The sequence below is a fragment of the Variovorax endophyticus genome (genome assembly GCF_025376855.1).
In the GTDB taxonomy this organism is placed as follows: domain Bacteria; phylum Pseudomonadota; class Gammaproteobacteria; order Burkholderiales; family Burkholderiaceae_C; genus Variovorax.
The window spans coordinates 226,519-249,514 of record NZ_JAHUTH010000003.1 but is presented as its reverse complement, the minus strand read 5'-3'; the positions used below and the strand labels follow the sequence as shown (position 1 = coordinate 249,514).

The following is a 22,996-nucleotide window of genomic DNA, read 5'->3' as shown; positions in this document are numbered from 1 at the left end:
GGCTAATATGTGCCCTGACGCGAATCCGGGGACCGGCGAGAACCAAAACCGGCCGGCCCCCTCCTATTCATCTGGACATGAATCAAGGAACACGCATGGCAAGCCACGAGGCGGAAGCGCACTGGACGATCGAAGACCTCGACTTCTCGCGCATCGCGCTCGACAGGGTGCGCAGCGACGAGAACCTCTTCTACCTGGTGGCCGCCGCCTCCTTCATCGAAAGCGGTTCCGACCTCTACACCCACAACCTGGTCGATTTCTTTCGTGGCGATGAGGAAGTCACCGCCTGGCTCAGCACCCAGTGGGAGCAGGAGGAACTGCAGCACGGCAAGGCGCTGCGCGCCTACGTCGAGTACGTCTGGCCCGAGTTTCCCTGGGAGCAGGCCTACCGCGGCTTCCTCGAGGAGTACGCCACCTACTGCAAGGTCGAGCTGCTGGCGCCCACGCGCGGCCTCGAGATGAGCGCGCGCTGCGTGGTCGAGACCGGCACCGCCACCTACTACAAGGCCATGGCGCGCAGCACCGACGAGCCCGTGCTGCACGACCTCGCGACCCGCATCGCGACCGACGAGGTCAACCACTACAAGCACTTCTATCGCTTCTTCCGCCGCTACCGCGAGCAGGAAGGGCTGGGCCGCTTCCGCGTGCTCGGCACCATCGGCCGGCGCACGCTGGAACTCAAGAGCGAGGACGCCGACTGCGCGATCCGCCACGTGGTGCGCGCGCGCTCGCCCGAGCGTGCCGACGATGCCGCCTACGTGCGCGGCCTCGGCGCCACCATGAACCGCACCATCCGCACCCACCTGAGCCCGGGCGCCACGCTCAAGATGCTGATGCGTCCGCTCGAGCTGCCGGCGCGCGTGCAGACGGTGGTGCAGTACCCGATCCAGCAGTTCATGCAGCACGTGTTCCTGCGCTGAGGCACGGTGCATGCGGGCCCGCGCGGCCATCCATTCACGACAGCGAATAAGGGACAACGAGCATGCCGCCATCGGCATGAAATTGACGCGCGTCAAGAGTTTTTGAGGCGAACGCTCCGACAGTGGAAACCGTTTCGGAAGCCATCCATGCGAAGGCTCCGAGCACCTTCCATAACTACAGACTCGCCCAGAGACAAAGGACAGGTTCGTCATGACCACTCCCTCGCCCATCGCCGTGGAGAGCAGCAGCGCGCCGCGCTCCGCCTCGGCTTCCTCCACCACCCGCAAACCCTCGACGCGCTGGATCCAGCTCTCGCTGGGCATCGTCTGCATGGCGATGATCGCCAACGTCCAGTACGGCTGGACCCTGTTCGTCGCACCGATGGAGGCCAAGCACCACTGGGGGCTGGCCGCGATCCAGATCGCGTTCTCGGTCTTCGTCGTGGTCGAGACCTGGCTGGTGCCGATCGAAGGCTGGCTGGTCGACCGCTTCGGCCCGCGGCCGGTGATCGCCGGCGGCGCGATCCTCGCGGCCTGCGGCTGGATCATCAACGCCTACGCCGACAGCCTGCCGGTGCTCTACGCCGCGGCCGTGATCTCGGGCATCGGCGCCGGCTGCGTCTACGGCACCTGCGTGGGCAACGCGCTCAAGTGGTTCCCCGACCGCCGCGGCCTGGCCGCGGGCCTCACGGCCGCTGGCTTCGGCGCCGGCGCGGCGATCACCGTGATCCCGATCGCCAACATGATCCAGACCTCGGGCTACGAGCACACCTTCCTGTACTTCGGCATCCTGCAGGGCGCCTGCATCTTCGTGATGTCGATGTTCATGGTGAAGCCCTTCGTACCCAGCGGCGTGATCGCGCAGACCCGCCTGGTGATGACCAAGGTCGACTACACGCCGGCCGCGATGGTCAAGACCCCGGTCTTCTGGCTCACCTACCTGCTGTTCGTGCTGGTGGCCGCGGGCGGCCTGATGGCCACGGCCGAGATCGGCCCGATCGCCAAGGACTACCACATCGACAAGATGCCGATGCACTTCCTCGGCCTGTCGATGCCCCTGCTGACCATGACGCTGGCCATCGACAACCTGGCCAACGGCTTCACGCGGCCGCTGTGCGGCTTCGTGTCGGACAAGATCGGCCGCGAGAACACCATGCTGATCGTCTTCATCGGCGAGGGCCTGGCCCTGCTGGGCCTGCGCCAGTACGGCCACGAGCCGGTGGCCTTCATGACCTTCGCGGCGCTGGTGTTCCTGTTCTGGGGCGAGATCTACTCGATCTTCCCGGCGCTGGTGGCCGACACCTTCGGCATCAAGAACGCCGCCGGCAACGCCGGCACCATGTACACGGCCAAGGGCACCGCCTCGCTGTTCGTGCCGCTGGGCACCGTGCTGGCCGCGGGCGGCAACTGGGACCGCGTGTTCCTGCTGGTCGCGGTGGTGTCGATCGCCTCGGGCATCGCGGCCAAGCTGGTGCTGGCGCCGCTGCGCCGGCGCACCATCGAGGCCGCGAACGCGGCGGCGGCCGCGCGCAACTGAAGACGTTTCCGCCCCAAAGAAAAACGGCCGCATCAGCGGCCGTTTTGTCTTCTTTCTGCGGGCAGTGTCAGCTCGCCGAGGTCGCGCCGGCACGCCGGCCGGCATCGAGCGAGTAGAGCTGAGGTTGCGGGCGCTCCTCGGACACCTTGGGCGCATCCGCGCCGCTGGAGGGCTGCGGCCGGTAGAGCTCGCTCTCGAGGCGCCGCACCCGCTCGGCGTACATGCGCGCCAGCGCGCTGTGGTGCTCGGCCGCGGCCTGGTGCTCGATGCGCGCCATCTGCGCCTCCTCGAGCAGCGTCGCTGCGCGCTTCAGGTAGGCGGTCGGGCTCGAACGAAGGAAGTCGAACATCATGGGAAGCTCCTTTCGGATGTGATGCGATGGAGCCATCCTTGGCCGCCGGGCGGCGGCGGTCTGTAGTCTCATGCGCCACGCGGGCGTAGACACGAGGGAATCGTTCACGGAATCGCGGCCGGCATGAGGGCAGGGAAAGTACCGACGTTAAACTTTTGTTTTCATCGGAAACTTCGCTCGAATCCTCCCTCCCCCTGAGCTACATGCTCACCTCACCCGCTTCGGCGGGTGTTTTTTTGGGGCCCGCGATCCGCGTCCCGCGCGCCTCAGGCGCGCCGCAGCCGGCTCGCCAGGAAGGCGGCAATGGCCGCGCCGATCAGCAGCCCGATCGCGTCCGCCAGCAGGTCCTCGAATTCCGCCGAGCGATCGGGCGTGAAGGACTGCAGCACCTCGATCAATCCGCCATAGGCCAGCAGCGCCGGCAGCACGAAGCGCAACCGACCGGGCCACGACCAGCAGCCGAGGCCACCAAGCGTCGCGAAGGCCAGCAGATGGTTGGACTTGTCCCAGCCCGTGCTCGGCATCGGCACGTTCTGGGGCAGCAGGCTCAGCACGAGCACCGCGAGCATCGTGAGGGCCAGCAGCCAGCGCCACTTGCGCGGGCCGGCGAGGGCCGCATGCGAAAAGATCTCCGGTCGGCTCACGCCATCTCCTGTAGCAAAGCCCTCGATTGTGCCGCCCACGACAGCCGCGGCTTGCCCTCGCGCGCGGCGTCCCCGCAGAATCGCGCGTGCCCGCATCCGGGCGCATTCGTCCAAGAAGAAAACGAGGAGACAACCGATGCTCAAACGGCTTCTGGCCCTGGCCATGCTCGCCACCGCGCTCGTGGGCTGCACCACCGCGCCCCCCGTTCCACCCAATGCCGGCAAGCTGCCCAAGGGTGCGAAGGTGGGCCTGCTCGTCAACATGCCGGCGCCCGCGCAGCACCTGCACGTGGGCACCACCGTCTTCACCAACTTCGCGGCGAACCACCAGTTTCCGTGGAACCCGACTTCGCGAACCTACGACGTCTTCACGGCCGACCTCGAGCGCGCCGGCTTCCAGGTCGTGCGCCTCACGAGCTACGCCACCACCAGCGTCAATGCACTCGCCGTCTCGCAGAACGACGGCTGGCGCGCCAATCCGGCGCAAGCCTGGGCAACGCAGAAGCTCAGGGAGGAACAGATCGCGGCGGTCGTCGTGGTCGAGGGCAAGCGCACCCTGGCGCGCCTGGAGTGCAGCGGCGGCCCCTGCGCCGAGAGCTACATGGCGAACTCGGGCCTCTTCACGCGCAGCATGTTCGGCTCGACGCGCTACTTCGCCGTGCCCGCGATGGAGGCCAAGGTCTTCGCCCTCGCCCCGCCGCTCGAGCTCTCGGCCTACGAGCCCTTGAAGACCTTGCAGGAAGGCCGCGTGCGGCAGCTCAAGGACTTCGCGGAACCGAAGGACTTCAACCAGTTGAGCAAGGCCGAATTCCAGCCGGTGGTGGCGGCGATCGATGCGCACATCGCAGCGATTTCGCGTGCGACGGTGCAGACGCTGGTCAGCGGCGCGAAGTAGCACGACCCATGCACGTTCAACCGCTGTTCGCCATGACCGAGCGCGAGGAGCTGCACCGGCTCATGCGCGACTACCCGCTCGCCACCGTCGTCGTCGCCCGCTCGGGGAAGATGGACGCGAACCTGCTGCCCCTGCACCTCTCGGACCGCGGCGCGCATGGCCTGCTGTCGGGCCACGTGGCGCGAAGCCATTCGCTGTGGACGCAGGACCCGGGAGAGACCGAGGTCACCGCCGTCTTCCAGAGCCCCAACGCCTACATTTCCCCGCGCTGGTACGTCAACGGACAGCGCAGCGGCCGCAATGCACCGAGCTGGAACTACGTGGCGGTGCAGGCGCAAGGGCGGCTGCGATTCATCGACGACGCCGACTGGATGCGCGCCCACCTTGCGGCGTTGACCGCGGCGCAGGAGGCGGGGCGACCGCAGCCCTGGTCGGTGGAGGACGCATCGCCCGAATTCCTCGGCGAGACGGCACGGCGGCTCGTGGGCTTCGAGATCCAGATCGAGGGCTTGACCGGCAAGCGGTTTCTTTCCCAGCAGCGCACCGATGCGGATCGGGAGAGCCTGGTGCGGAACCTGGAGGGGGAGGTGTCGCTGGCGGCGCGGGTCGTGGGTGGGCTCATCAAGCGGTGACCTTGGCCCTGGGCGTACTGCCCCACCTTCGGACTGACGTTAGAATCCGCCCCCACGCGGGTGTAGTTCAATGGTAGAAGCTCGCCCTCCAGTGAAAATGCAGTAGATTCACTGAAACCTACGCCAAAAGCTACGCCGCCATTTGGATAGCTCCAACGACGCTGAGTCCGGAAACCGCGATAGCCGCGCCGCTGGCGTCAAGCTGACGTGCTAGGCGAGTCAAGCGCACACAAGCGGCAGCTAACGGCAGCAACGTGCAAATTCGAAAGATATCTGAGTTTGGTGGCCCCCTTCGATTGGGGGCATGAAGTTGCTTGTTGCAGCATCGCCAACCACCTCAATTTGCTCCGCCAGCTCATGATTGGAAATGCTCGGCCGTCATACGAGCTATTGGACCATGCCCTTAAAGCGCAGATGGAGCGAGGCAAATATCAAGCATCCATGCGGCTTCCCAAAGATTTTTTCTGGGATACCTACAGAAATGCCTACACGATAAGCCTCAAATTTGTCGCGAGATAGCAACAAGGCGTCTTGCCTAACATCGAGCTGAAGCCAGCCCCCTCACCAAAGTCAAAGGATGCCAGCAGCATCAGACGCCGAACTACGCCAGGCGTTGGACGGATCCACTGATCGCACGGACATGTTCGCCGCGAACTGACTCAGTCATTCCCCCCATTCGTCGCTAATTTCTCTCTGCCTGGCTGGAACACAAGATACTCCAAATAGAACAAGGCTTTAATCATGTGATGAAGATTGTGCATTTCTCGAAATAACACAAGAACCATCCGCATAAAATCCAAGAAGTAGATGGTTTGACCGGGCGTTTGAGCAATGCCACCGCCTTTGGGATAGTAAGTGACTATTTGCGAAATTTCATCGTAATTTACATTGTTGTGCGCAATTGAATTTCTAACTCCCGCGTCTATTGCGTCCGGATTAATGTTGTAAAAACAATTATCCAAGTACTTAAATTTATCAGAAAGTGCTTTCGCAGTAAATTTCTCCATGGAGCTTAACACTCCGCCATCGATTTTGGGAAATGATTCGCTATCTCCTCGTTGGATTAAGTTATTGATTCCCGCGAGAATGACAAGCTGTCTAGAAAAAACCTCTATGATATCTTTATAAAGATCCTTATAGGACTGGAAGTCTTTGGTTGAAATTCTAGCTGCCGTTTTAGCTTTCTCATAGCCACCAACCAGATCGAGAAAAAATGCAGGCCGAAGGGCCATTTCTGCATTATAGATTTCAGGATATATATTCAAACAATCCTTCTGAAGATTGCCAAGAAATCCAGTTGCCATCAGCGACCATACAAATTTTTCAAGAGCACTCCTAGGCAGTCTTCCAATTAAATCCGAAAAGCCATCAACGACTTCTTTGATTTCACCAAAATCTAAGAAGGGCAAAAATACAAAGCTAATGAATTGATAAAGCGAGGCGTTGACGTCCTGAGGCTTTAGCGAAGCGCCTTGATCTTGTTTGAGAAATTCACCAACTCGCTTTTTAAATAGTTGCTTGTTATTTCCGCTATAAAGTCGGATGATCGTTTTAATTTCGCCAGCACGATCATGGAAGTAATTTAACTGATCCAGCCTTTGAACATGAAACGCCATTTTGCGCGCCCCCAGTTCCGGATCAGGGCCCCCGCTTAGCTCTTGCAGGGCCATAAAAAAGGGAGTGCCACCTTGGATATATTTTCCAAATTTCACCGGAAAATCTAAATGCAAATCCACAAACGGATTTGATCCGTCAAAAAGCTTAGTCGGCTGATTTTTGGACATTTCGCACGATTCATACGTGAAAATCGAGCGTGGTGCCTGAGAAATATCGAGCGTGATTTTCATTAGCGACCCGCAATGCGGACAAGCAAAACTAAGCGGTTGGATTTGCCTGTTTGAGTAGCCTATCCGGCAATCCGTGTCTTGTTCGCAAACCTTGCACGTCATAGTCATATTGCTATTCATATTGACACCTTAATGCGGGTATGCGCATTAGCGCAAAATAACATTTGCGTTGCCGAACCTCAAAAATCACACCACTCATCAAAGGTCAACGATCCCAATAAAGGTCTTGCATTGAGGCTGTAAAAAAACCAATAAATCGCTGCCGAAGACGCTTTTAGATTTTCATAATTTTTATTGCTTACTTTTAGATTTATCTCTGGAAGCGCCACTCCCCCCTGGAGTTGAAGCAATTCTCCTGGATGTAAATCTTCTTTGTTTAAGGTCGACAATGCTCCGGATGAGTACGTATAAACATTACACATACCAGTTTCAGTGCGGGATAAATCCGTAGTAACCAACCTATCGCCCCCGAGCACGATGGCATTGTCTTTTTCACGTAAAAAATATGCCAATTGAGGAACCAAAACCCGCAGCCTCCAGTTGCTCACGGTTATGTGCCCGACATTTTGTATCGTAGGATAAAAATGATATCCACGCGCCTCTTCCTTCGGATAGTTCGTTATTCGCCTTTGCAAGGCAATATTTAATACAGGACCCATCCTGCGATTCATAACATCGCGCACCTGAAAATCTTGCATTGCTAGAACTTGCGCGCCGATACGTTGATAATAAATATTATCGAACAGTGATTGATGCGCGGTATTGCCTTGAGCAACATCAACAACGAAAATTCTTCCACTCCCCTTGGGAATCGACTGAACGCTTAAGGACGGAATTGGCGGAGAAGTACGACTTGCCACCACTTGGGATATCCAATCTGCAGAAACATTCTCATCCATTACCGGCGAAAAATTACTTGCGCAACGGTCATTTTTTGGGCCATCCTCGGAAATTCCATAAATAATTCTGCCGCCCGCGGCATTTGCCATGCCAGATATATCCTTGATCATCTCGGAAGGATTTTTCCCACCATTTCTTAGCGCATCCCCAGCCTTAAATTCCAGAGTGGGCGACTCTGGCGCCCTACCCTCTACTAGTCTTTCGATTTCGCGTAAAAGTTCAATTTTCATTTTTAATAGTCATGCTGCCAAAAGGTGCTCGTAATACGGTCGCTCTTTATCATCAAGCAACCCCTCAAGCTCCGCTTTTGACCGCCGCTGCGGCGAAAGCCAAGCTTCGACGTTTTCCTGTCGCAGTTGCACGATGCAACGATCATGGCCGGCATCCGCGACCTCCGGCGGCGGCTCATCCGTGATCGCCGCGAAAGACCACAATTCCGGCTCGTCCGAGCCCTCTGGAGGCGTCCACCTCGAGTAGAGGCACGCGATGAGCATGTCTTGTGTCGGCCGCGGTCGGAACTCGAGCACGACGTTCTCGGGCTCCTCGCCCGGCCGCAACTCTCGGTGCTCCATGTCGTGCCGCTTCACGTTCTCGTAGAAGCCGTTGACGATCATGAGCCCGTGGGTCTGCCCAAATTGGCCCTTCCAGAAGCCCTCGAGGCTGTTGCGCCGCGCGTTGTAGGTGCCAGGGTACTTCGTGTCGTAAAAGACAGGTTTTCCCGCCGGCCGGCACTGGTAGCGCATCGGCTTGATGAGCCATTCGCCGTCCTCGATGACCAGCACCGAGGCATACCACCCCGGAAAGATGCGCCCGTCCCGCGGCTTCAGTTCGGTGCGCTTCAGGTCCTCGAGCTTCGCCAGGGCCGCTGCGATTTTTTCAGACGCCACGCGCTGGTCGTGGAGCGCCGTCTTCGTCTCCTTCTCCTGCAGCTTTCGCTCGGCCTTCACGAGGCGCGCGCGCTGCTCGAAAAGCGTTCGCTCGTACCCCATCGCCTGCTCAGCGTCGTACTCATCGATTAGCGCCTTGATGGCCCGCTCCTCGTCGGTCGTCGGGTTGGAAAAGTTGGCATCCATCGCCTTCGGAAACTTCGGCACGAAGGGCCTCGGCTTCTTCTTGCGCGAGATGTATTCCCGGTAAAAGTCCTTGATCGACAGTAGGGATTTCGGGAACAGCCGCCGGAAGGCGGAATGCTCAGCTCGGGTCGAAGCGGAAAAGCACATGACGAGGTGTCTCCGATGCGCGCCCGGGGGCGCTGTAAGCAAAAGGGGTGACGCCCCTGCGCCTGCCCGCCCTATACTGTATGTATGAACAGTATTGCAGCACAACCCGCCCCGGTGCCAGTGAGCACCGAGAGCCAGCTGCTGCCGATGGCCGAGGTGACGGTGCACGCCGGCTTTCCGTCGCCTGCCGAGGATTTTCTCGTCAAGCGCATCGACCTCAATGCCATCCTCATCACGCACCCACAGGCAACGTTCCTCCTTCGCGTGGCCGGCGACAGCATGAGCGGGCACGGCATCGAGAACGGCGACATGCTGGTGGTTGATCGAGCGATCAAGCCGCAGCACGGACATATCGTCGTGGCTGTGATCGACGGCGATTTCGCAGTGAAGTTTCTACATCTTCGCGGCGGCCGCCTCAAGCTCAAGGCCGGCAATCCCACCTACCCGGACATCACCCCTTCGGAAGGCCAGACCGTCGAGGTGTGGGGCGTGGTGACGAGCAACATCAAGCAATTTCGTACGTGAGATGTTCGCGCTGCTCGATGGGAACAATTTTTACGTCTCCTGCGAACGGGTGTTCCGGCCCAGTCTGCAGGGGCGCCCTGTCGTCGTCCTGAGCAACAACGACGGCTGCGCGATCAGTCGCAGCGACGAAGCGAAGGCCCTCGGGGTCAAGATGGCGCAGCCGCATTTCGAGTTCCGCCACCTCGAGGAGCACGCCGGGCTCGTGGCGCTGTCGGCGAACTTCACCCTGTACGGCGACATGTCGGATCGCATGATGAGCTTGGCCGCCGGCATGGGCCCAGGGCAAGAAATCTATTCGATAGATGAATCTTTCATCGATGTTACGGGCGTGCGAGGCGATCTGCGGGAGCGAGCGCGCGCCGTGCGGTCGCGCATCCTGCAGTGGATCGGCATCCCCTGCTGCGTGGGCATCGCTCCCACCAAGACCCTCGCCAAACTCGCGAACCACATTGCCAAAGACGCCGAACGGAAGCCCGGCAGCTATCCCGCGACGCAAGCCCAGGTCTGCGACCTCTCTTCGCTGTCGTGCAACGAAGTCGAGGAACTGCTCGCCAGCACCGAGGTGGGCGACGTGTGGGGGGTAGGCCGGCGCATCGGCGAGCAGTTGCGCGAAGGCGGCGTGACCACTGCGCTAGACCTCGCAAAGCTCGATCCAGCAACAGCCAGGCGACGGTGGTCCGTCGTGCTCGAGCGCACGGTGCGCGAGCTGCAAGGGCTGTCCTGCATCGACCTCGATGACGCGCCACCGCCAAAAAAAGAAATCGCCTGCACGCGCTCTTTCGGGCATCCCGTGCGCGAGCTGCCGCCGCTGATCGAAGCAGTGAGCGAGTTCGCGGCACGCGCGGCCGAGAAGCTGCGCCGCCAAGGCAGTTTGGCCGGCATGGTTCACGTCTTTGCGCACACGTCGCCCTTCCGGCCTGGCCCGAAGTTCGCGCGCTCGCTGACCGTGCCTCTTCGTCGGCCAACGTGCGACACAGCCGCCATCACTCAGGCCGCAGTGATGGGCATCGAACTGCTGTTTGAGCCCGGCTACAACATCGCGAAAGCAGGCGTGATGCTGCTCGAACTCAACGACGGAAGCATCCTGCAGGGCGAGTTAGACCTCGAGAGCGAGGAAGGCCGCGAACGCAGCAAGCTGATGCGTGCGGTGGACACGCTGAACGATCGATACGGCAAGGGCACGCTACGGATCGCAAGCACCGGCACCGCGGGCGACCAACGCGAATGGACGATGAAACAGCAGCGACGCACTCCGAACTACACCACCGACTGGCGCCAAGTCCCTATCGCACGGGCATAGCGCCCCCCACTCACAATCGAAGCCATGAGCCAAGCAGATTTTTTTCCTCCCGAGCCCGCCATCCTCAGCGCGCCGACCTGGTACAGCGATGAGGCCCGCGACGAGCATGCACTTCCCCTGGCACCTGGCGACTACAAGGTGACGCCCGGCGCCCGATGGACCGTCACCTCTCTAAAAGATGGAACGACTGTCTACGACGGCATCGGCCCGGTGGAAATCCGGCGCGCCTCGAGGTGAGCGGCATGGCATCCCTATACCTTTCGATGACCGAGAAGCTGTCCGCCCACTGGAAAGCCAACAACAACGCCTACCCGCAAAAATTCGTACTCACGCCGCCGCAGCTCGAGGCCTACACAGAATCGCGCATCCGATGCGGTGCCGACCCCAAAACCATCAGCAGCGAAACCCACATGGGCGTACGCATCGAGATCTCGCACAGCACGCCCGGGATCATGGTGGCCGCTGACGGCACCGAGATACCGCTGCTGGGCACATCGGAAGCATGAAAACAGCCGAGCTGGCCGGTGCTGCGCTCAATGCCTGGATCGCAAAGGCGCTTGGCGAGCCGGTCGACATCGACTATGCGAACGAGTGGCCGGGCTTCGACCGAGTGCTCGAGAGAGAGGCGATCCACGTCGCACCTATGCCAGGCAAGGGTTATCAGTGGTGCGCCATCGTGACAGGCAAGCCAGGCAGTCGCTTTCCTGACGGGCGCGCGCCCTGGCAAGAGGGGCCGACTCCGCGCGTAGCCGTCGGCCGCGCCATTGTGGCCGCGCGCTACGGCGCCGAAGTATCAGATTGACCGGTCTTCGGCCCCGCTCGGCTTTTCGAAAGGGCCGCGCGGCCCTGCGGCGTGATCCGCAAGATGACTGCGTGCGCGCCCTCGAGTGGCACATCCGCCGGCGGGAGATTGGCCTCGATGAGATCCGCTGCAGCAAGCACAACAGCACAGCGAACATCGGACGCTTCGCTCAGAGCGAGAGGAAAAGAAGCGTCTTCGATGCGCTTGAGGAAATCCATCGGCATAGCTGGCCTACAGGTCTATCGGGAAGCTCGGAATGTACCCGCCGCATCAATCGGGGCCGCGCAAGCCCTCACGGCGGCGCGCAGCTCGCTTTCATAGCCCTCGCGCAGCTCGATTTCCGCCATCGCCGCCGCGGCAAACCGGTCGAGATCCACGCTAGGCAAAAGCGCCTCGGTCGGCATCGCCGGCCGCGCCGGCTCGGCGGCATCGCACGGGACGGGGATCGGCACCTTCACGGTTTGCACGGGCGCCACCCCGCACGCCGCGAGAAGCCCTACAAGGGCCACCATCGCCCCCAGGAGCACCAATCGCTTCATGGCTGCACCCTCCCCCTCAGCCACCCATCGACGCGAACCTGTGCGCTCGCGCAGGCATCGCCCGGCACCGCCGGCGGCGTGCTCAGGATCGTGTGAGCCGCCTGCTGGCGCCCACTGGCATCAGCGCGCGCCAAGGCCTGCGCTTTCTTCACCTCCGCGCCGCGCTTGTCGGCCAGGTCGCGGAGATCCTCGGTCGCATCGCTGCAGGCCGAGGCCGCGGCGCGCGCGTCGTCGCGCTGAAGTACCGACGTAGCCGCTCGTTCTCGGGCGCCCACCCACGCCCAGCCGAGCGCAGCATTGCCCGCCAGGCTGATGCCAAGGACCGCCATCAAAGCTTGCAGCATGCTCATGCGCTCAGCACCTTGAACGCGCGCGCCGTGGCCGCTTTCCGCTCGGCCAACTTGAGGCGCTTCGGCCCGTTGACGCGGCCGGTCACGTCGTAGATGTCGCCGCGCTCGGCAGGTGCGATACAGCCCTTGTACTCGGCAAAGAACCAGCACGCGGAGAAGGCCGCATGCTGCGGCTGCAGGAGGAGATCCGGATTGCCGCGGTAGTCAGCGCCGATAGCGCGCCCAGCCGCGATGTAGGCCTCTTCCCAGGTCAACTGAATCAGGCCACGACCGTGGAACCCCTTGTAGCGAAGCTGGCTCAGTGCGCGCGGGTTGCGAATGTAGTCCTCGGCGCGATAGCCACCTTTCACGAACAGGCTCGGGAAGATCTCGCGCAGGCGATCCGACGTCTTGTAGTTGAGATCCTCTTCGACCTTCTGCAGGGCATCCGACTCGATTGTGAGCTGCCCGAGAAACGCGGCCACCGCGCTATCGGAATGGATCCGAAAACGGTTCATGCCGTCCGCAAGGTGCAGCGTGTAGCGCTCGGCGTCCGTGCGCGTCGCGCCTGTGCATGCGATGAGGGTTTGGGTATCGATCATGGTTTCTTGAGATCCTTCGCCGCGGTCTTCGCGGCCTGGTTGGCGGTTTGTGCGGCGTTCTGCGCAGTGCTCGCGGCCTCGCCCGCGGTCTGCGCAGCGCTCGCCGCGGTATCGGCCGCTTCGGTCACGCGGCCGGCGATGGAAGAGAGGCGGTCGCCATAGGCCTGGCGCAGGCGCCCTATCTCTGCGAGGTGGTCTTCGCGCTGGCGCGAGATCTGCGCCTCTGCGTTGCGCGTGGACCAGAAGTAGCCCGAGCCGAAGCCGCCAAGGAAGAGGCTTCCGACGACGGCCGCTGTCTCGAGCAGGCGGCGCCACTGACGCGGCGCACGGAGGCGCGGCAGTTCCTCGAGCGGCGCTGCGTCGGAATCAATTGGCAGTTCATTGCGGCGCATGGATTTGCTCCTTCAGTTGGCGGACCTGATCGCGCAAGGACGCCAGCTCCGACGTTTGCGCAGTGAGGGCCTCATTCATTGCCGTGAGCTGGCCTCGCATCTCCCAAACCTGCTGCATCGCCTCGTTCCGCTCGGCCGCGAACTTGTCGGCCCGCTCCTCGGCCTTAACGCGGGCAGCGCGCTCCCCCTCGAGCAGCTCTTTCCACGTACCGAGCGCGGCTATCTGCCCCTCGCTGTCGGCGCGTTCCTTGGCCTCGGCTGGCTGCTGCGCGCGCCAGACCTTGTAGCCACCCGCGGCCGACAAGATCAGGAACACCAGCTGCGCGATGGGATTGCCCGCGATGTCGCCTATGTCCATGTATTCCCTCTGCTTTCTTCGTCAAATTTCGAGCTGCACGAGCGGCAGGCCGGCGGGCGCGTCGCCCTCGATCACGCCATCGCGCACGAACACCTCAGCACCGATCGATCGGCTACCCACCCCGCGCGCGGTCAACACACCGCCGCCAGGCAACACGAGGTGCGCGGTATCGCCGTTAACCGCCGTCACGGTCGCGATCTGCAACGGCGTCGACGGCAGGAGGTCGAGGAATGCGCGGTAGAGATTGCGGCTCATGCGTCAGGCCTCCACATGCGTTTCGAGGCTCAAGACTTGGCGCAGCGTCGGCCGCGACCAGTCGAGCTGCATGCCACGCACAAGGCCCAGGCGCACCGCGTCGCCGCCGTCGTAGCTCACAAGCGAGCCAGGCAGGATCAAGCCGGTTTCAGGAAGTACCTGCATGCGCAGGCTGACGCTCGCTTGCCGCCCCGTATTGCTTAGCTCCGCGATGCCACGCTGGGCCGCGGCATCGGCATGGGTCATCAAGGCGTGGGCGACCTGAGGGGCCACGCTATCCCCCTGAGTACCGCTGCGTGTGACCTGGCCGCGAAAGCTCGGATCGGTCGAGCCGAAGAGGAAAACACGGTTGTAGTCCGGCCGCGTGATCCACTCCACGCCCTCCACCGCGATGGCGTCGGCCGGCAGCACATAGTCGGGCGTGAGCGTGTGCCAGTTCCACGGTGCGGCCGGATAGCGCGGCAGGATGCGCAGCGTTGCGTCGGTAGCGTGAGGCTGGACGATGGCGCCCGCAGCGGCGGCAATGTCGAGCACGGCCGCAATGGGCGTGCCCTGAAATGCCCAGGTGCCGCCAGGCACCAGCCAATCGGTGATGCCGAAATCGATGGCCCATCCGTTGGATACGCCGTTGATCGTCATCGCGAGCGCCATGAGCTGGGCCGCGCTGCGCGGCGCACTCGCGGCGAAGTTGAGCTCAGGGGCATATGGCACGTCGAGCATCGCGGCGCGACCTCGGCCCTGCACCCGGACCTCCGACTTTCCGAAGCTGCGATCACGCCGATAGCTCTCCGCAGTCAGCCGGTACGGCACGCCGTTGACGTTCGCAATGACCTCGGCCGGATCGCCGTTGCCGTCGGCGGTCACCAGCGGAAGCGCCGAGGCCGGAATCGTCGCGCTCCACTGCCATGTCCACGAATCGGCATCGAGGGACATGGCGAAGCCCTTGGCGTCGATGATGTCGCCGCCATCGACGCGCGAGAGCGCAATGCTGTTCTCCACGGAATAGACCTCCAGAATGGGCACGACGACGGTTTCGCCCGTGCCGGGCGGCAGGCCGTGCCGCTCGCAGATGAAGATGAGCGCCGAGGTGTGGCGCTGCGGCTCGCGGAACACGAGCTGCGTCGAGGGCACGTAGCAGGGATCACTGCCGGGCGGAGTCGGGGAGCGGCCTGGCTGCGGCCACATGGCGGCCTGCCAGCGCGACACCCATCCACGCTCGATCTGGCGCGCTGCGCCGAAGGCCTCGACGTGCGGCCGCAGAAGCATCTCGGCCGCCTGCCAACGCACCGCGGCGGCCTGGCGCATGCGGATCGCCTCTTGCCAGCGCAGCCCCACGCCGCTCCCGACGGCGCGCGCCGCCTGCCACCGCAACGACGCGGCACCGAGCACGCGCGCCGCTTCCTGCCAGCGCACGCCGTTGACACTTCCCAGCTCGGCCGCCGCCTGGTGTCGCAAGGACACCGCCGCGCGCGATTGCTTCGCCTCCTGCCAAGCAACCGCGGTGCCGGCGCTTCGCGGCTCGGCGCGCTGCCAGCGCGAGACGCGCCCCACACGAGCAGTCGCCGCTACCTGGTGCCGCGCCAACGTCGGTGCTTCGATGTTCTGGGCTTGCTGCCACCGCGATACCACTGCACCGATCAACGGGCGTTGTGCGGCGCTGTCGTAGCGCACGGAGCCGGCGACCATGAACGCGGGCAACGGAATGCGACCTGCAGCCGTCGCCTTGGGCGGCGCAGTGACCCGCACGGCACCACCCACCATGAACGCCGGCAGTGGGATGCGGCCCACTGCATAGGCCGCGCCGCTGCTGGGCGTCTCTGGCTCACCGAAGACAAGGACATTCGGCGGGCCACCGGCCAGCGGCTGCCGAAAGATCAGGTCGTTACCCGCCAATCTTCACCTCGCTGATGAAGAAGGTTCCGCCTTGGTAGATCTTGGCTTCCGGATCGCCGGGAGGCGGGTTCTCGACGGTGACCTTGACCTGCCCCGACCCCGACGGCCCGCTCACGCTGTAGTACGCAATCCACGTACCGTCAGCGCGCTCCACGCGCCCCCATGTCGGAATGCCCGTCGCGGTGGCAAGGTCACCATCAGGATTCGCCTGCACGAGCGTGAGTGCCCCGTCGGCCGCACTGCCCGCCGGAACCGCCAGCACGGCCGCGGCGATGATCGTGGTCAGCGCGCCACCATCGATGGGCTGCGCGCCGTCGCACAGCACCATGCGCGAGCCCTCGCCCATGAACGGCACGAGGCCCGGGCCGGCCAGCATTGCATTGACGGCGAGCACATTCATGCCATCACCTCGACCTTGCCGTTTGCGAGCGTCATGCCGTCGCTGACGACCGCGCGCTTACCGTGATCGAGGTAGTACGCGAGCACGCTGTAGCTCTGCAATTCATCGACATACTGAAAGTCGTAGCCGCCGTCGACGCCACTCCACAGCTCGCGCACCACCAGGCCGTCAACCTCTCGAATCAAGCGCACGCGGCAGCGGTACGGCTGGTTGGTGGGCGGCACATAGTCGAGGGTCTGCCCTCGCACTCGGCCAATTCCCTTGCCGAGCACGCCGGTGAGAAAATCGAACCTGCCGCGCAGCAGCTCGCGCACGCGAGTCTGCCCGTAGACCATCGGCACGCTGGCGGCACTGAGCACGCGCGGCGCCTCGGGCACGGGCCGAATGCTCGCGAACGGGTATCGCGGCAGTGCTAGAAGCGGCGGGACGAAGTTGGCCGTGTAGCGCGCCGCCTTCGTTACCCTCACGTCGAACATCTGCCCGATGAATCCGCGCAGCGAGTTCCGCGGGTCGTACCCGATGGCAATCGGTCGGGTGTTGTCAGAAATGGCCGCCCCACTGCTTGAAGCGACCGCGACGCCATCCACGTAGAGCGTCAGGGCAAAACCGTTTCGCACAGCGGCCAGATGCACCCAAGTGTTGAGCGGCATCACGGTCGGGCTCTTGGCGATGACCTCGCCCGAGGCAGTGCCGTACTGCGCATAGGCCTTTCTGTCGCCGTCGATGCTCAGCACGAAGCCAGACAAATACCCCGAGTCACCACGCGAGACAAGGTAGTAGGGATTGACGCCGAAGGTGGCGATGCGCACCCATAGCTCGACGGTGTAGCCCGCGGCAGCCGTCGTGATCGTGTCGAGTCCGGTATCCACGACGACACGCCCCGAGCCGTCGAACGCACCCGAGACGGCCCCGAACTTCGCGTTCGCGGTCGTCAAGCTCACGCCGCCCGTCACGGTCACCGGCGGCCGAAAGGCATCGTTGAGATTGGCCATCATCGGCAGGTGAATCGCCGTGCTGCCGGCAAGCGGGTCCACGCTCGAGATCGAGCTCAACTTCGCATTTGTGCCAGGCCATGGCATTCCGAAGAAGGCCGCCAGCGTTGTCCATGCGCTGCCGTCGTCGGACCACTGGAGCTGTATGGCATTGAGGAACTGGCCCGCGCTCACACCGGCGCCCACGGCCATGTCCGTTACATCCTGCGGACTCCCTCCGAAGTCCCAGTAGAACTGCAGTCCCGCGAGAAGATCGCTGGCACCCCACGCCGCGCCCGTGGCGCCGTTGTCATCCTGCAGGGCCGCGAGCGAGCCCGTCGCCGGCACCGGGCTGCTCGTGAACACGGCGAGCGCGTCCACGCGGCTGCCGGCCACGAGCAGATGCAGTTCCGACAGCGCCAGGCCGGTTTTCCCGGTCGCCTCCACTCCGACAGCGCGCCAGTAGCGATGAGCAGTCATCGCTTACCGCCACGGCCCCGTGATGTCGATGAACGATGCGCCGGTGTTCGAGTCGTTCGGCGTGCCGGGCGTGTTGGTGGGGTTCAGCGCGATCAGAGTGCGGCCGGCAAAAGCATCTGCACCAGGCTGCCTGTCCCCCGTTCGGAACGCATTGAAGGCGCCCGACTGCGGCACGCTCAGCAGCCCGGGCAGGTCAGCACGAGGCTCTGCATTCGTCGTCGCCAGCGCAAGGAATCGCCGACTCAGCCTCAGCGTCCCATCGACGCGGCTCGGGAACGGACCCATGGCGCCGTCGAGGCCCGACAGAGCGTTTTGCCCGGTGTACGGGATGCACGCATGCCCTTGCGCCGAACCCAGGCCGGAATACGACCTCGGGAACGACGTGTACAACCCGGATTGCGCAGCATCGAGCGCGGAGTCGTACATCGACCCCGGCGATGACTGCACCGAGTAGCTAAGGAAGCAGGCAAATGCATCCCCTCCTGGCTTGAGCGCGATGGCATCACCAAAGCCGCGCGTCATGCCGTGGACATAGGAAGTGCTCTGTGGGTAGAGCGGCGCGACGTGATAAATGAAGGTGCGGCCATCGCTTGCGAGCACCCACGGCACAGCGGCAGTCCCGGTGACGCTGCTCTTAGGCCAGTAGCCACCGCCGCTGATCTGCGCGGCCGTCGGGAACGCCCCCACGCCTGTATCGATGTCGGTCATCGACTCGTAGCCCACGACGCGCACGAACTGCGCGTTCGTGTCGTCTACCCGTAGCAGCATCTTCGTGCTCAAGGGCGAGAGGCTTCGATATACCGCCTTGTTGGGGCCCGCAAAGACCTTCTCGAAGCCCGCCGGCGCCATCTTGAAGGTGACTGTTCCCGAAGCAGATCCGTCGGCCATGTTCGTGGCGAAACGCACGATGCCTGCGGCAACGGAGGTCACCTTCTGCTCGCCGTTGAGGGCTGCATAGGTTGCCGTGATGCCGCTCAACGCGATCACCGAATCGACCTGCGCGCTGTGCCCACCGGTAAAGGCAAGCGTGGCGACCCCGCCCGCGATGGTCAAGCTCGTGGCGATCTTGGAATCGAAGCCGTTCACGCCCACGGCATCGAACATAGCGATGAACGAGCCCGCTACCCCATTGACGACGGGCGCACCGCCCATCGTGTTGTTAAAGTTCTTGACGCTGGTGTCAACGACAGAAGCCATAGCTGTTCCTTGTTTTCAACGAATCAGGGACGGTCCACGCCGATGCGCACCATCACCTCGAAAGAGTCATCGAGCACCGTCTCGGCGCCCATCTGTACGCAGCGGATGACCACGAAGGGGAACGTGGCGGCCGCGTTGTTGAAGCGCACTACGTCGCCCGCCGCCCAGCCTTGCGAGAAGCCGGCCGCGAAGATCGTGAACAGAGGCACGCCCTGCGGGCCCATCGGAGAGCAGTCGGCAAAGACGGACTGTCCCGTGACGATCACGCCGAGGTGCTCGCCAACCACGCGGTAGGTGTTGGGCGTTTCGAACTGGATGCGGTAGCGCTCGGTCACCGCGCCCTTGTTCGTGAGCAACAGCGGGTAGTTCACGTCGTCATAGCGGCCATCGGGCGCATTGCCGATCAGCGCATCGGCCCACACGCCGGTCCACGTCTTCTGCGCGAACAGGACCGAGGTGCGCGCCTTCAGGTCGCCCATGCGCAAGGCGCTGCTGACGTAGGTTCCCTCGGCCGGATAGTCGTGCGTCACACGGCTGCGGAAAGTGAGCCGGCCATCGATGCCCATGTCGGTCAACGTGAGCATGTCCTCGACGCGATGCTCGATCACCACGGGCTGCACATAGCCCTCCACGTCGAGGAACTCCACCGTGCCCGCGTCGTAGTTGACGCTGTAGCCCGCCTCGATGGTTTGGCCGTTCGCATCGATCACACGCACATGCGCCAGGCGCTCGCGCGCGGTGTCGAGCGTCTGGCCGTTGGACACCACGGCCGCAGGCATGCGCAGGACGTTGCCGATGACGACGAGGCCGCCTTCCGAGAAGATGGGCACGCGCCCATCCACCGGCAGCCGCACCGGGTCGAGGCCGAGCTGCTCGGCATCGATCGGCACCATGGTGGTGGCGACCGTGTTGTAGCGGATGGTGTTCGCGAACACCGGGACCGGCTTCCAAATCTTGCCGTCCGAGCCCACGGCCGCAGGGTCGTACCAGCTCGCCCCTTCGTTGCCGGCAGCGGTCACCCAGTCGCCGAAGCGCACCTTCCCGACGCCTGACGCGACATCCACGGTGCCATGCACGTTGGGGCCTTCGATCAGACCAGCCAGGCTCGCGGTCACGTTGATCGTGCCGCCGCTGACCTTCGTTGCCAGAATCTGCAGCGAACCGGGGCTGATGGGTGCCACAGGCGTGCGGAAGACCACGTAGTCCACCGGCTGCCCGTCGAGGGAGGTCAGCAGGCTATTCACCTCGACGCTGTTTGTCGCCGATGCTGGCCAGGCCGTGAAGGTGGCCGTGTTGGTCGCGTAGTCGTAGCCGCCGGCCAGCGTTGCCGCCCCGGTGGCGGTGTCGAGGTCCATGTACAGCGCGCCGGCCCGGTCAAAGTAGGTCTTGCCGCCGAACGTGAATCGCACGCTCCCGGGCACGCTGACCTCGCTGGCGTTCGGCAGGAGCTTCAACGCAAGCCGCGGGCTGTTGAACACCTGCGACTTGCTGGTGCCAGCGCCGGCTACGCGGTATCGCGCGTTGACCAGCGCACTCGAGTCGGCCGGCAGCGTGGCATTCAGGGCGACATAGCTGTAGCCCGTGAGCGTGTTGCGGAAGAAGCCGGGCAGATTCGGCGACATCGCCGTGCCCAGCACGCCCAGCTCGTTCACGGCCCACTGCGGCACAGGAATGGAGACAACGGCCTCGGGGTAGAGCTTCGCGATGCCGGTTGCGGTGTTGACCGTGCCGAACTCGACGCCCGCGCCATCCACCAGCTTGCCCGCGCCGTTGTCGGTCACGGTCTTTGTGGAGGCGAAGTTCTGAGGCACCCAGAGATCGGGCGGCACGCCGCCCATCGACATGAGCACCAAGTTCCAGTCGATCTCGATGGATCGCGGCGCGATGTTGGTCGCGCCGAGGTTCAGGGTGATGCCGCCGTCCACGTCGCGCGCCGGCGCCCCGAAACTGCGCGACTGCGGCGCGCCGTGGCTGTAGGTGACGGTGAAGGCCACCGCCGACGACGGCACCACAGAGGGCCGCACTTCGAGCGTGCTGGTCGCGTAGCTCACCGGGCCGGTCGCATCGCCTGCCAGCGCCCCGCTGCCGTTGTCGCCCGCGTGGCGGGCCGTGCCATCGTTCCAGTCCACCGATACGGTTCCCGCTTGCGCCGCGGCGTTGTCGAGCGCGAGCGGGATCGACAGCGCCGCGGTGAGCGTGCCGCTGCGGTCGCGATAGTTGGCCTTCCGTCCCCAGAAGTACAGCACCTCACTGCCCACATCCGGGAGGGCGCCGAGGGTTGGCAGGACCGTGCCGGTCGCATAGTCCACCGTTCCGCTGCCGCTGCTGGAATCCACCCCGCGCAAACGGCCGGCGCCGTCGTCCATCAGCTCATACCAGTTGTTGCCCGAGCGGAACGCCACGCGCACCGTGCCGGGCGCTGGGGGCGGCAAGATGGTGATCGGATAGTTAATCCGGCGGTTCTCGACGCTGACCGCGATGGAAGTGGAGTCTGCAAGCTGGGATGGCGCGCCGGCCGGGCGAAAGGTGATCGTCTTCGGCCCCGTGATCTGCGGTGCATCCGAAGCGAGCGTGAAGGTGCCAGCGGCATAGGCGATGCTGCCGATGGTCTGGCCGGCCAGCTTCAGGCGCCCGCCATCGTCAGTGATGCTGCCCGCGGCCGTTGCGATGGACACCGAGCCCGGAAAGGCGGAATTGCCGAGCGTGAACGAGGTATTCGGCCCGAACAGAGCGCTCGTGGGCAACGACACATTGCCACCACCCGAGGCGATCAGGGCCTGGGAGGAGCCGGCGGCGCCCGTATCCACGATGGGGATTTCGGTGGTCGCGGAGGGCACGAGCTGGGCATGGGTGCGGTCCACCTTGATGGACAGGTCGCCGATGTCGATCGGGTCGACCAGCTTGGCAATGCTGTAGAAGCGCGCCGCATCGGCAACGAGCATCCGCTTGATCGCTGCAGCGGTGGGCGAGCGCTCGAACAGGCGGTTTGCGGCGGTGCCCGAGTAATCGTGCTTGAGGCCGTCGCGGATCGTGCAGATGCAGACCTGCGCGTCATAGTCCACGATGGACGTTCCCACGGCATAGCTGTAGGTCCGGGTTTCGACATCGACGCTCTCGATGCCCACCGCCTCGCTGTTCACGCCGTCGCTGATCTGGAGCGCGCTGTTCGGATTGGGCGGCGTGCCGCCGGGCCGCTGGAAGATCTGGACCGACTTTTGCCCTGCGACGTGGTTCGACAGCAGGAAGCCGGCGAACTCCTCGCCCGGGACGGTGTAGGCCTCGATGCGGGCCTGAATCGCGGCGCGCTGGTCGAAGAAGTCGCCCGTGTAGAACAGCAACGGGGTCACGCCGGGGTCGGCCGGCATGCGCGAGATGATGACCGTCCCACCGAGCGCGGTGTCGGTGTTCATGGTCTGCACCGTGGCCGCGATCTTCATGATCGAGTCATCGCCCTGCGCGCGATCCACGGCCGAAATGTCTTTGAAAATCTTGTTGCTCGCGCCATCCGGGATGACGTTGGACGTGGGCGCACCGCCGCCGTTTGGTACGTCGTCCATGACCTGCGTGGTCACCAGCTTGATGTCAGATTCGAGGATGGTCATGGGTCAGACGGTGATGAGGCGCACGGTGGCGACATAGGGCTGCTGGTCATCGGGAAGCTCGGGGCGCGCGAGCGGCTTGCCCTCGACGGGGATTGCGGCCGGCGCAAACTGCACGTTGAACGTGCGGCCGTCGGCCAGCACGAGCGAGTACGACGCCACGGCATCGACCTCGGAGAGCTGGCGCAGCGCCTCGAGCTTTCCGCGCTGGATCCATCCGGCATCGACCTCGCCCTGCAAAGTGATCGGCCGCCCGGCTTGACGCTTGGCGCCATCGATAAGCGCGGCGCCTGTGAGCGAGTACTCGAGACTCTTCTCGATGGCGCTCCATCCATACTCATCGACCCAGACCATGCCGCGCGGGATCTGCGACCCGTTGAGCGTGTGAAACTTCGGTGCTGGCATGC

General features: G+C 63.6%; 26 protein-coding genes. 9 read left to right on the top strand and 17 right to left on the bottom strand.

All coding sequences use genetic code 11. The features are described 5' to 3' along the window. Nucleotides 1-95: 95 nt before the first annotated feature. Nucleotides 96-920: a ferritin-like domain-containing protein gene (locus tag KV106_RS05890; protein WP_057595715.1), complete on the top strand. Its 825-nt coding sequence runs from the start codon at nt 96-98 to the stop codon at nt 918-920. Between the two features lie 211 nt (nt 921-1,131). Continuing rightward, the gene (gene oxlT, locus KV106_RS05885) at nt 1,132-2,457 is read left to right on the top strand and encodes an oxalate/formate MFS antiporter (RefSeq protein WP_057595716.1); all 1,326 of its coding nucleotides are present in this window, start codon (nt 1,132-1,134) and stop codon (nt 2,455-2,457) included. Nucleotides 2,458-2,524: 67 nt separating this feature from the next. Here the strand turns inward: oxlT and KV106_RS05880 are convergent, their stop codons facing one another. Together KV106_RS05880 and KV106_RS05875 are read right to left on the bottom strand one after the other, a co-directional pair. Next, the gene (locus tag KV106_RS05880; RefSeq protein WP_057595717.1) at nt 2,525-2,809 is read right to left on the bottom strand and encodes a hypothetical protein; all 285 of its coding nucleotides are present in this window, start codon (nt 2,807-2,809) and stop codon (nt 2,525-2,527) included. A gap of 266 nt (nt 2,810-3,075) precedes the next feature. Then, nucleotides 3,076-3,453 carry a VanZ family protein gene (locus tag KV106_RS05875; protein ID WP_261207028.1) on the bottom strand — a complete coding sequence of 126 codons (378 nt, stop codon included), beginning with the start codon at nt 3,451-3,453 and terminating at the stop codon, nt 3,076-3,078. Nucleotides 3,454-3,589: 136 nt separating this feature from the next. On the opposite strand from KV106_RS05875, the gene KV106_RS05870 reads away from it, so the two are divergent. Together KV106_RS05870 and KV106_RS05865 are read left to right on the top strand one after the other, a co-directional pair. Next, on the top strand, nt 3,590-4,348 hold the full coding sequence (locus tag KV106_RS05870) for a hypothetical protein (RefSeq protein WP_261207025.1): 759 nt from the start codon (nt 3,590-3,592) through the stop codon (nt 4,346-4,348). A gap of 8 nt (nt 4,349-4,356) precedes the next feature. Continuing rightward, nucleotides 4,357-4,980 (top strand): FMN-binding negative transcriptional regulator, encoded by a 624-nt coding sequence (locus KV106_RS05865; protein WP_261207023.1) that lies wholly within the window; start codon nt 4,357-4,359, stop codon nt 4,978-4,980. A 659-nt stretch (nt 4,981-5,639) separates the two neighbouring features. Here KV106_RS05865 and KV106_RS05860 read toward each other — a convergent pair. The 3 genes from KV106_RS05860 to KV106_RS05850 form a co-directional block, all read right to left on the bottom strand. Continuing rightward, the gene (locus KV106_RS05860) at nt 5,640-6,827 is read right to left on the bottom strand and encodes a hypothetical protein (protein WP_261207021.1); all 1,188 of its coding nucleotides are present in this window, start codon (nt 6,825-6,827) and stop codon (nt 5,640-5,642) included. Nucleotides 6,828-7,006: 179 nt separating this feature from the next. Continuing rightward, complete coding sequence (locus KV106_RS05855) at nt 7,007-7,957, bottom strand: AlbA family DNA-binding domain-containing protein (protein ID WP_261207019.1); 951 nt, start codon at nt 7,955-7,957, stop codon at nt 7,007-7,009. Nucleotides 7,958-7,966: 9 nt separating this feature from the next. Next, nucleotides 7,967-8,947: an SOS response-associated peptidase family protein gene (locus tag KV106_RS05850; RefSeq protein ID WP_261207017.1), complete on the bottom strand. Its 981-nt coding sequence runs from the start codon at nt 8,945-8,947 to the stop codon at nt 7,967-7,969. A gap of 84 nt (nt 8,948-9,031) precedes the next feature. Here KV106_RS05850 and KV106_RS05845 point away from each other — a divergent pair, with 84 nt between their 5' ends. Genes KV106_RS05845 through KV106_RS05825 form a run of 5 tightly spaced genes read left to right on the top strand, consistent with a single transcriptional unit; the run spans nt 9,032 to nt 11,574 of the window. Then, a complete protein-coding gene (locus KV106_RS05845) occupies nt 9,032-9,472 on the top strand; it encodes a LexA family protein (protein WP_261207015.1) in 441 nt (146 codons plus the stop codon). Between the two features lies 1 nt (nt 9,473). Then, on the top strand, nt 9,474-10,772 hold the full coding sequence (locus KV106_RS05840; RefSeq protein ID WP_261207013.1) for a Y-family DNA polymerase: 1,299 nt from the start codon (nt 9,474-9,476) through the stop codon (nt 10,770-10,772). Between the two features lie 24 nt (nt 10,773-10,796). Then, nucleotides 10,797-11,009, top strand: coding sequence for a hypothetical protein (locus KV106_RS05835; protein ID WP_261207011.1), 213 nt, complete (start codon nt 10,797-10,799; stop codon nt 11,007-11,009). Nucleotides 11,010-11,035: 26 nt separating this feature from the next. After that, nucleotides 11,036-11,278, top strand: a complete 243-nt coding sequence (locus tag KV106_RS05830) for a hypothetical protein (protein WP_261207009.1) — start codon at nt 11,036-11,038, stop codon at nt 11,276-11,278. After that, nucleotides 11,275-11,574 carry a DUF2591 domain-containing protein gene (locus tag KV106_RS05825; RefSeq protein WP_261207007.1) on the top strand — a complete coding sequence of 100 codons (300 nt, stop codon included), beginning with the start codon at nt 11,275-11,277 and terminating at the stop codon, nt 11,572-11,574. The genes KV106_RS05830 and KV106_RS05825 overlap by 4 nt, the downstream gene beginning before the upstream one ends. Nucleotides 11,575-11,813: 239 nt before the next feature. On the opposite strand, the gene KV106_RS05820 is transcribed toward KV106_RS05825, so the two are convergent. The 12 genes from KV106_RS05820 to KV106_RS05765 are packed head-to-tail and all read right to left on the bottom strand — an operon-like array spanning nt 11,814 to nt 22,994. Beyond that, nucleotides 11,814-12,113, bottom strand: coding sequence for a hypothetical protein (locus KV106_RS05820; RefSeq protein WP_261207005.1), 300 nt, complete (start codon nt 12,111-12,113; stop codon nt 11,814-11,816). Next, nucleotides 12,110-12,463: a hypothetical protein gene (locus KV106_RS05815; RefSeq protein ID WP_261207004.1), complete on the bottom strand. Its 354-nt coding sequence runs from the start codon at nt 12,461-12,463 to the stop codon at nt 12,110-12,112. Before KV106_RS05815 ends, KV106_RS05820 begins: the two co-directional genes overlap by 4 nt. Then, the gene (locus KV106_RS05810; RefSeq protein ID WP_261207003.1) at nt 12,460-13,044 is read right to left on the bottom strand and encodes a glycoside hydrolase family 19 protein; all 585 of its coding nucleotides are present in this window, start codon (nt 13,042-13,044) and stop codon (nt 12,460-12,462) included. The genes KV106_RS05815 and KV106_RS05810 overlap by 4 nt, the downstream gene beginning before the upstream one ends. Next, on the bottom strand, nt 13,041-13,436 hold the full coding sequence (locus KV106_RS05805) for a hypothetical protein (RefSeq protein WP_261207002.1): 396 nt from the start codon (nt 13,434-13,436) through the stop codon (nt 13,041-13,043). Before KV106_RS05805 ends, KV106_RS05810 begins: the two co-directional genes overlap by 4 nt. Then, nucleotides 13,423-13,794: a hypothetical protein gene (locus KV106_RS05800; protein WP_261207000.1), complete on the bottom strand. Its 372-nt coding sequence runs from the start codon at nt 13,792-13,794 to the stop codon at nt 13,423-13,425. The genes KV106_RS05805 and KV106_RS05800 overlap by 14 nt, the downstream gene beginning before the upstream one ends. Nucleotides 13,795-13,815: 21 nt before the next feature. Then, nucleotides 13,816-14,049 (bottom strand): hypothetical protein, encoded by a 234-nt coding sequence (locus tag KV106_RS05795; RefSeq protein WP_261206998.1) that lies wholly within the window; start codon nt 14,047-14,049, stop codon nt 13,816-13,818. A gap of 3 nt (nt 14,050-14,052) precedes the next feature. After that, nucleotides 14,053-15,942: a hypothetical protein gene (locus KV106_RS05790; protein WP_261206996.1), complete on the bottom strand. Its 1,890-nt coding sequence runs from the start codon at nt 15,940-15,942 to the stop codon at nt 14,053-14,055. Beyond that, the gene (locus KV106_RS05785; RefSeq protein WP_261206994.1) at nt 15,932-16,342 is read right to left on the bottom strand and encodes a hypothetical protein; all 411 of its coding nucleotides are present in this window, start codon (nt 16,340-16,342) and stop codon (nt 15,932-15,934) included. The genes KV106_RS05790 and KV106_RS05785 overlap by 11 nt, the downstream gene beginning before the upstream one ends. Then, nucleotides 16,339-17,793, bottom strand: coding sequence for a LamG domain-containing protein (locus tag KV106_RS05780; RefSeq protein WP_261206992.1), 1,455 nt, complete (start codon nt 17,791-17,793; stop codon nt 16,339-16,341). The genes KV106_RS05785 and KV106_RS05780 overlap by 4 nt, the downstream gene beginning before the upstream one ends. A gap of 3 nt (nt 17,794-17,796) precedes the next feature. Then, nucleotides 17,797-18,990: a hypothetical protein gene (locus KV106_RS05775; RefSeq protein WP_261206990.1), complete on the bottom strand. Its 1,194-nt coding sequence runs from the start codon at nt 18,988-18,990 to the stop codon at nt 17,797-17,799. A 23-nt stretch (nt 18,991-19,013) separates the two neighbouring features. Continuing rightward, nucleotides 19,014-22,592 (bottom strand): hypothetical protein, encoded by a 3,579-nt coding sequence (locus KV106_RS05770; RefSeq protein ID WP_261206987.1) that lies wholly within the window; start codon nt 22,590-22,592, stop codon nt 19,014-19,016. Between the two features lie 3 nt (nt 22,593-22,595). Beyond that, on the bottom strand, nt 22,596-22,994 hold the full coding sequence (locus KV106_RS05765; protein WP_261206985.1) for a hypothetical protein: 399 nt from the start codon (nt 22,992-22,994) through the stop codon (nt 22,596-22,598). Between the last annotated feature and the right edge of the window lie 2 nt (nt 22,995-22,996).

Bases quoted from the DNA above. Each gene is read 5' to 3' on its own strand.
- KV106_RS05835 (WP_261207011.1), top strand. From the start codon at position 10,797: ATGAGCCAAGCAGATTTTTTTCCTCCCGAGCCCGCCATCCTCAGCGCG.
- KV106_RS05785 (WP_261206994.1), bottom strand. From the start codon at position 16,342: ATGAATGTGCTCGCCGTCAATGCAATGCTGGCCGGCCCGGGCCTCGTG.
- KV106_RS05880 (WP_057595717.1), bottom strand. From the start codon at position 2,809: ATGATGTTCGACTTCCTTCGTTCGAGCCCGACCGCCTACCTGAAGCGC.
- KV106_RS05870 (WP_261207025.1), top strand. From the start codon at position 3,590: ATGCTCAAACGGCTTCTGGCCCTGGCCATGCTCGCCACCGCGCTCGTG.
- KV106_RS05860 (WP_261207021.1), bottom strand. From the start codon at position 6,827: ATGAAAATCACGCTCGATATTTCTCAGGCACCACGCTCGATTTTCACG.
- KV106_RS05830 (WP_261207009.1), top strand. From the start codon at position 11,036: ATGACCGAGAAGCTGTCCGCCCACTGGAAAGCCAACAACAACGCCTAC.
- KV106_RS05890 (WP_057595715.1), top strand. From the start codon at position 96: ATGGCAAGCCACGAGGCGGAAGCGCACTGGACGATCGAAGACCTCGAC.
- KV106_RS05805 (WP_261207002.1), bottom strand. From the start codon at position 13,436: ATGCGCCGCAATGAACTGCCAATTGATTCCGACGCAGCGCCGCTCGAG.
- KV106_RS05855 (WP_261207019.1), bottom strand. From the start codon at position 7,957: ATGAAAATTGAACTTTTACGCGAAATCGAAAGACTAGTAGAGGGTAGG.
- oxlT (WP_057595716.1), top strand. From the start codon at position 1,132: ATGACCACTCCCTCGCCCATCGCCGTGGAGAGCAGCAGCGCGCCGCGC.
- KV106_RS05820 (WP_261207005.1), bottom strand. From the start codon at position 12,113: ATGAAGCGATTGGTGCTCCTGGGGGCGATGGTGGCCCTTGTAGGGCTT.
- KV106_RS05840 (WP_261207013.1), top strand. From the start codon at position 9,474: ATGTTCGCGCTGCTCGATGGGAACAATTTTTACGTCTCCTGCGAACGG.
- KV106_RS05795 (WP_261206998.1), bottom strand. From the start codon at position 14,049: ATGAGCCGCAATCTCTACCGCGCATTCCTCGACCTCCTGCCGTCGACG.
- KV106_RS05815 (WP_261207004.1), bottom strand. From the start codon at position 12,463: ATGAGCATGCTGCAAGCTTTGATGGCGGTCCTTGGCATCAGCCTGGCG.
- KV106_RS05865 (WP_261207023.1), top strand. From the start codon at position 4,357: ATGCACGTTCAACCGCTGTTCGCCATGACCGAGCGCGAGGAGCTGCAC.
- KV106_RS05775 (WP_261206990.1), bottom strand. From the start codon at position 18,990: ATGGCTTCTGTCGTTGACACCAGCGTCAAGAACTTTAACAACACGATG.
- KV106_RS05810 (WP_261207003.1), bottom strand. From the start codon at position 13,044: ATGATCGATACCCAAACCCTCATCGCATGCACAGGCGCGACGCGCACG.
- KV106_RS05850 (WP_261207017.1), bottom strand. From the start codon at position 8,947: ATGTGCTTTTCCGCTTCGACCCGAGCTGAGCATTCCGCCTTCCGGCGG.
- KV106_RS05825 (WP_261207007.1), top strand. From the start codon at position 11,275: ATGAAAACAGCCGAGCTGGCCGGTGCTGCGCTCAATGCCTGGATCGCA.
- KV106_RS05765 (WP_261206985.1), bottom strand. From the start codon at position 22,994: ATGCCAGCACCGAAGTTTCACACGCTCAACGGGTCGCAGATCCCGCGC.
- KV106_RS05770 (WP_261206987.1), bottom strand. From the start codon at position 22,592: ATGACCATCCTCGAATCTGACATCAAGCTGGTGACCACGCAGGTCATG.
- KV106_RS05800 (WP_261207000.1), bottom strand. From the start codon at position 13,794: ATGGACATAGGCGACATCGCGGGCAATCCCATCGCGCAGCTGGTGTTC.
- KV106_RS05780 (WP_261206992.1), bottom strand. From the start codon at position 17,793: ATGACTGCTCATCGCTACTGGCGCGCTGTCGGAGTGGAGGCGACCGGG.
- KV106_RS05845 (WP_261207015.1), top strand. From the start codon at position 9,032: ATGAACAGTATTGCAGCACAACCCGCCCCGGTGCCAGTGAGCACCGAG.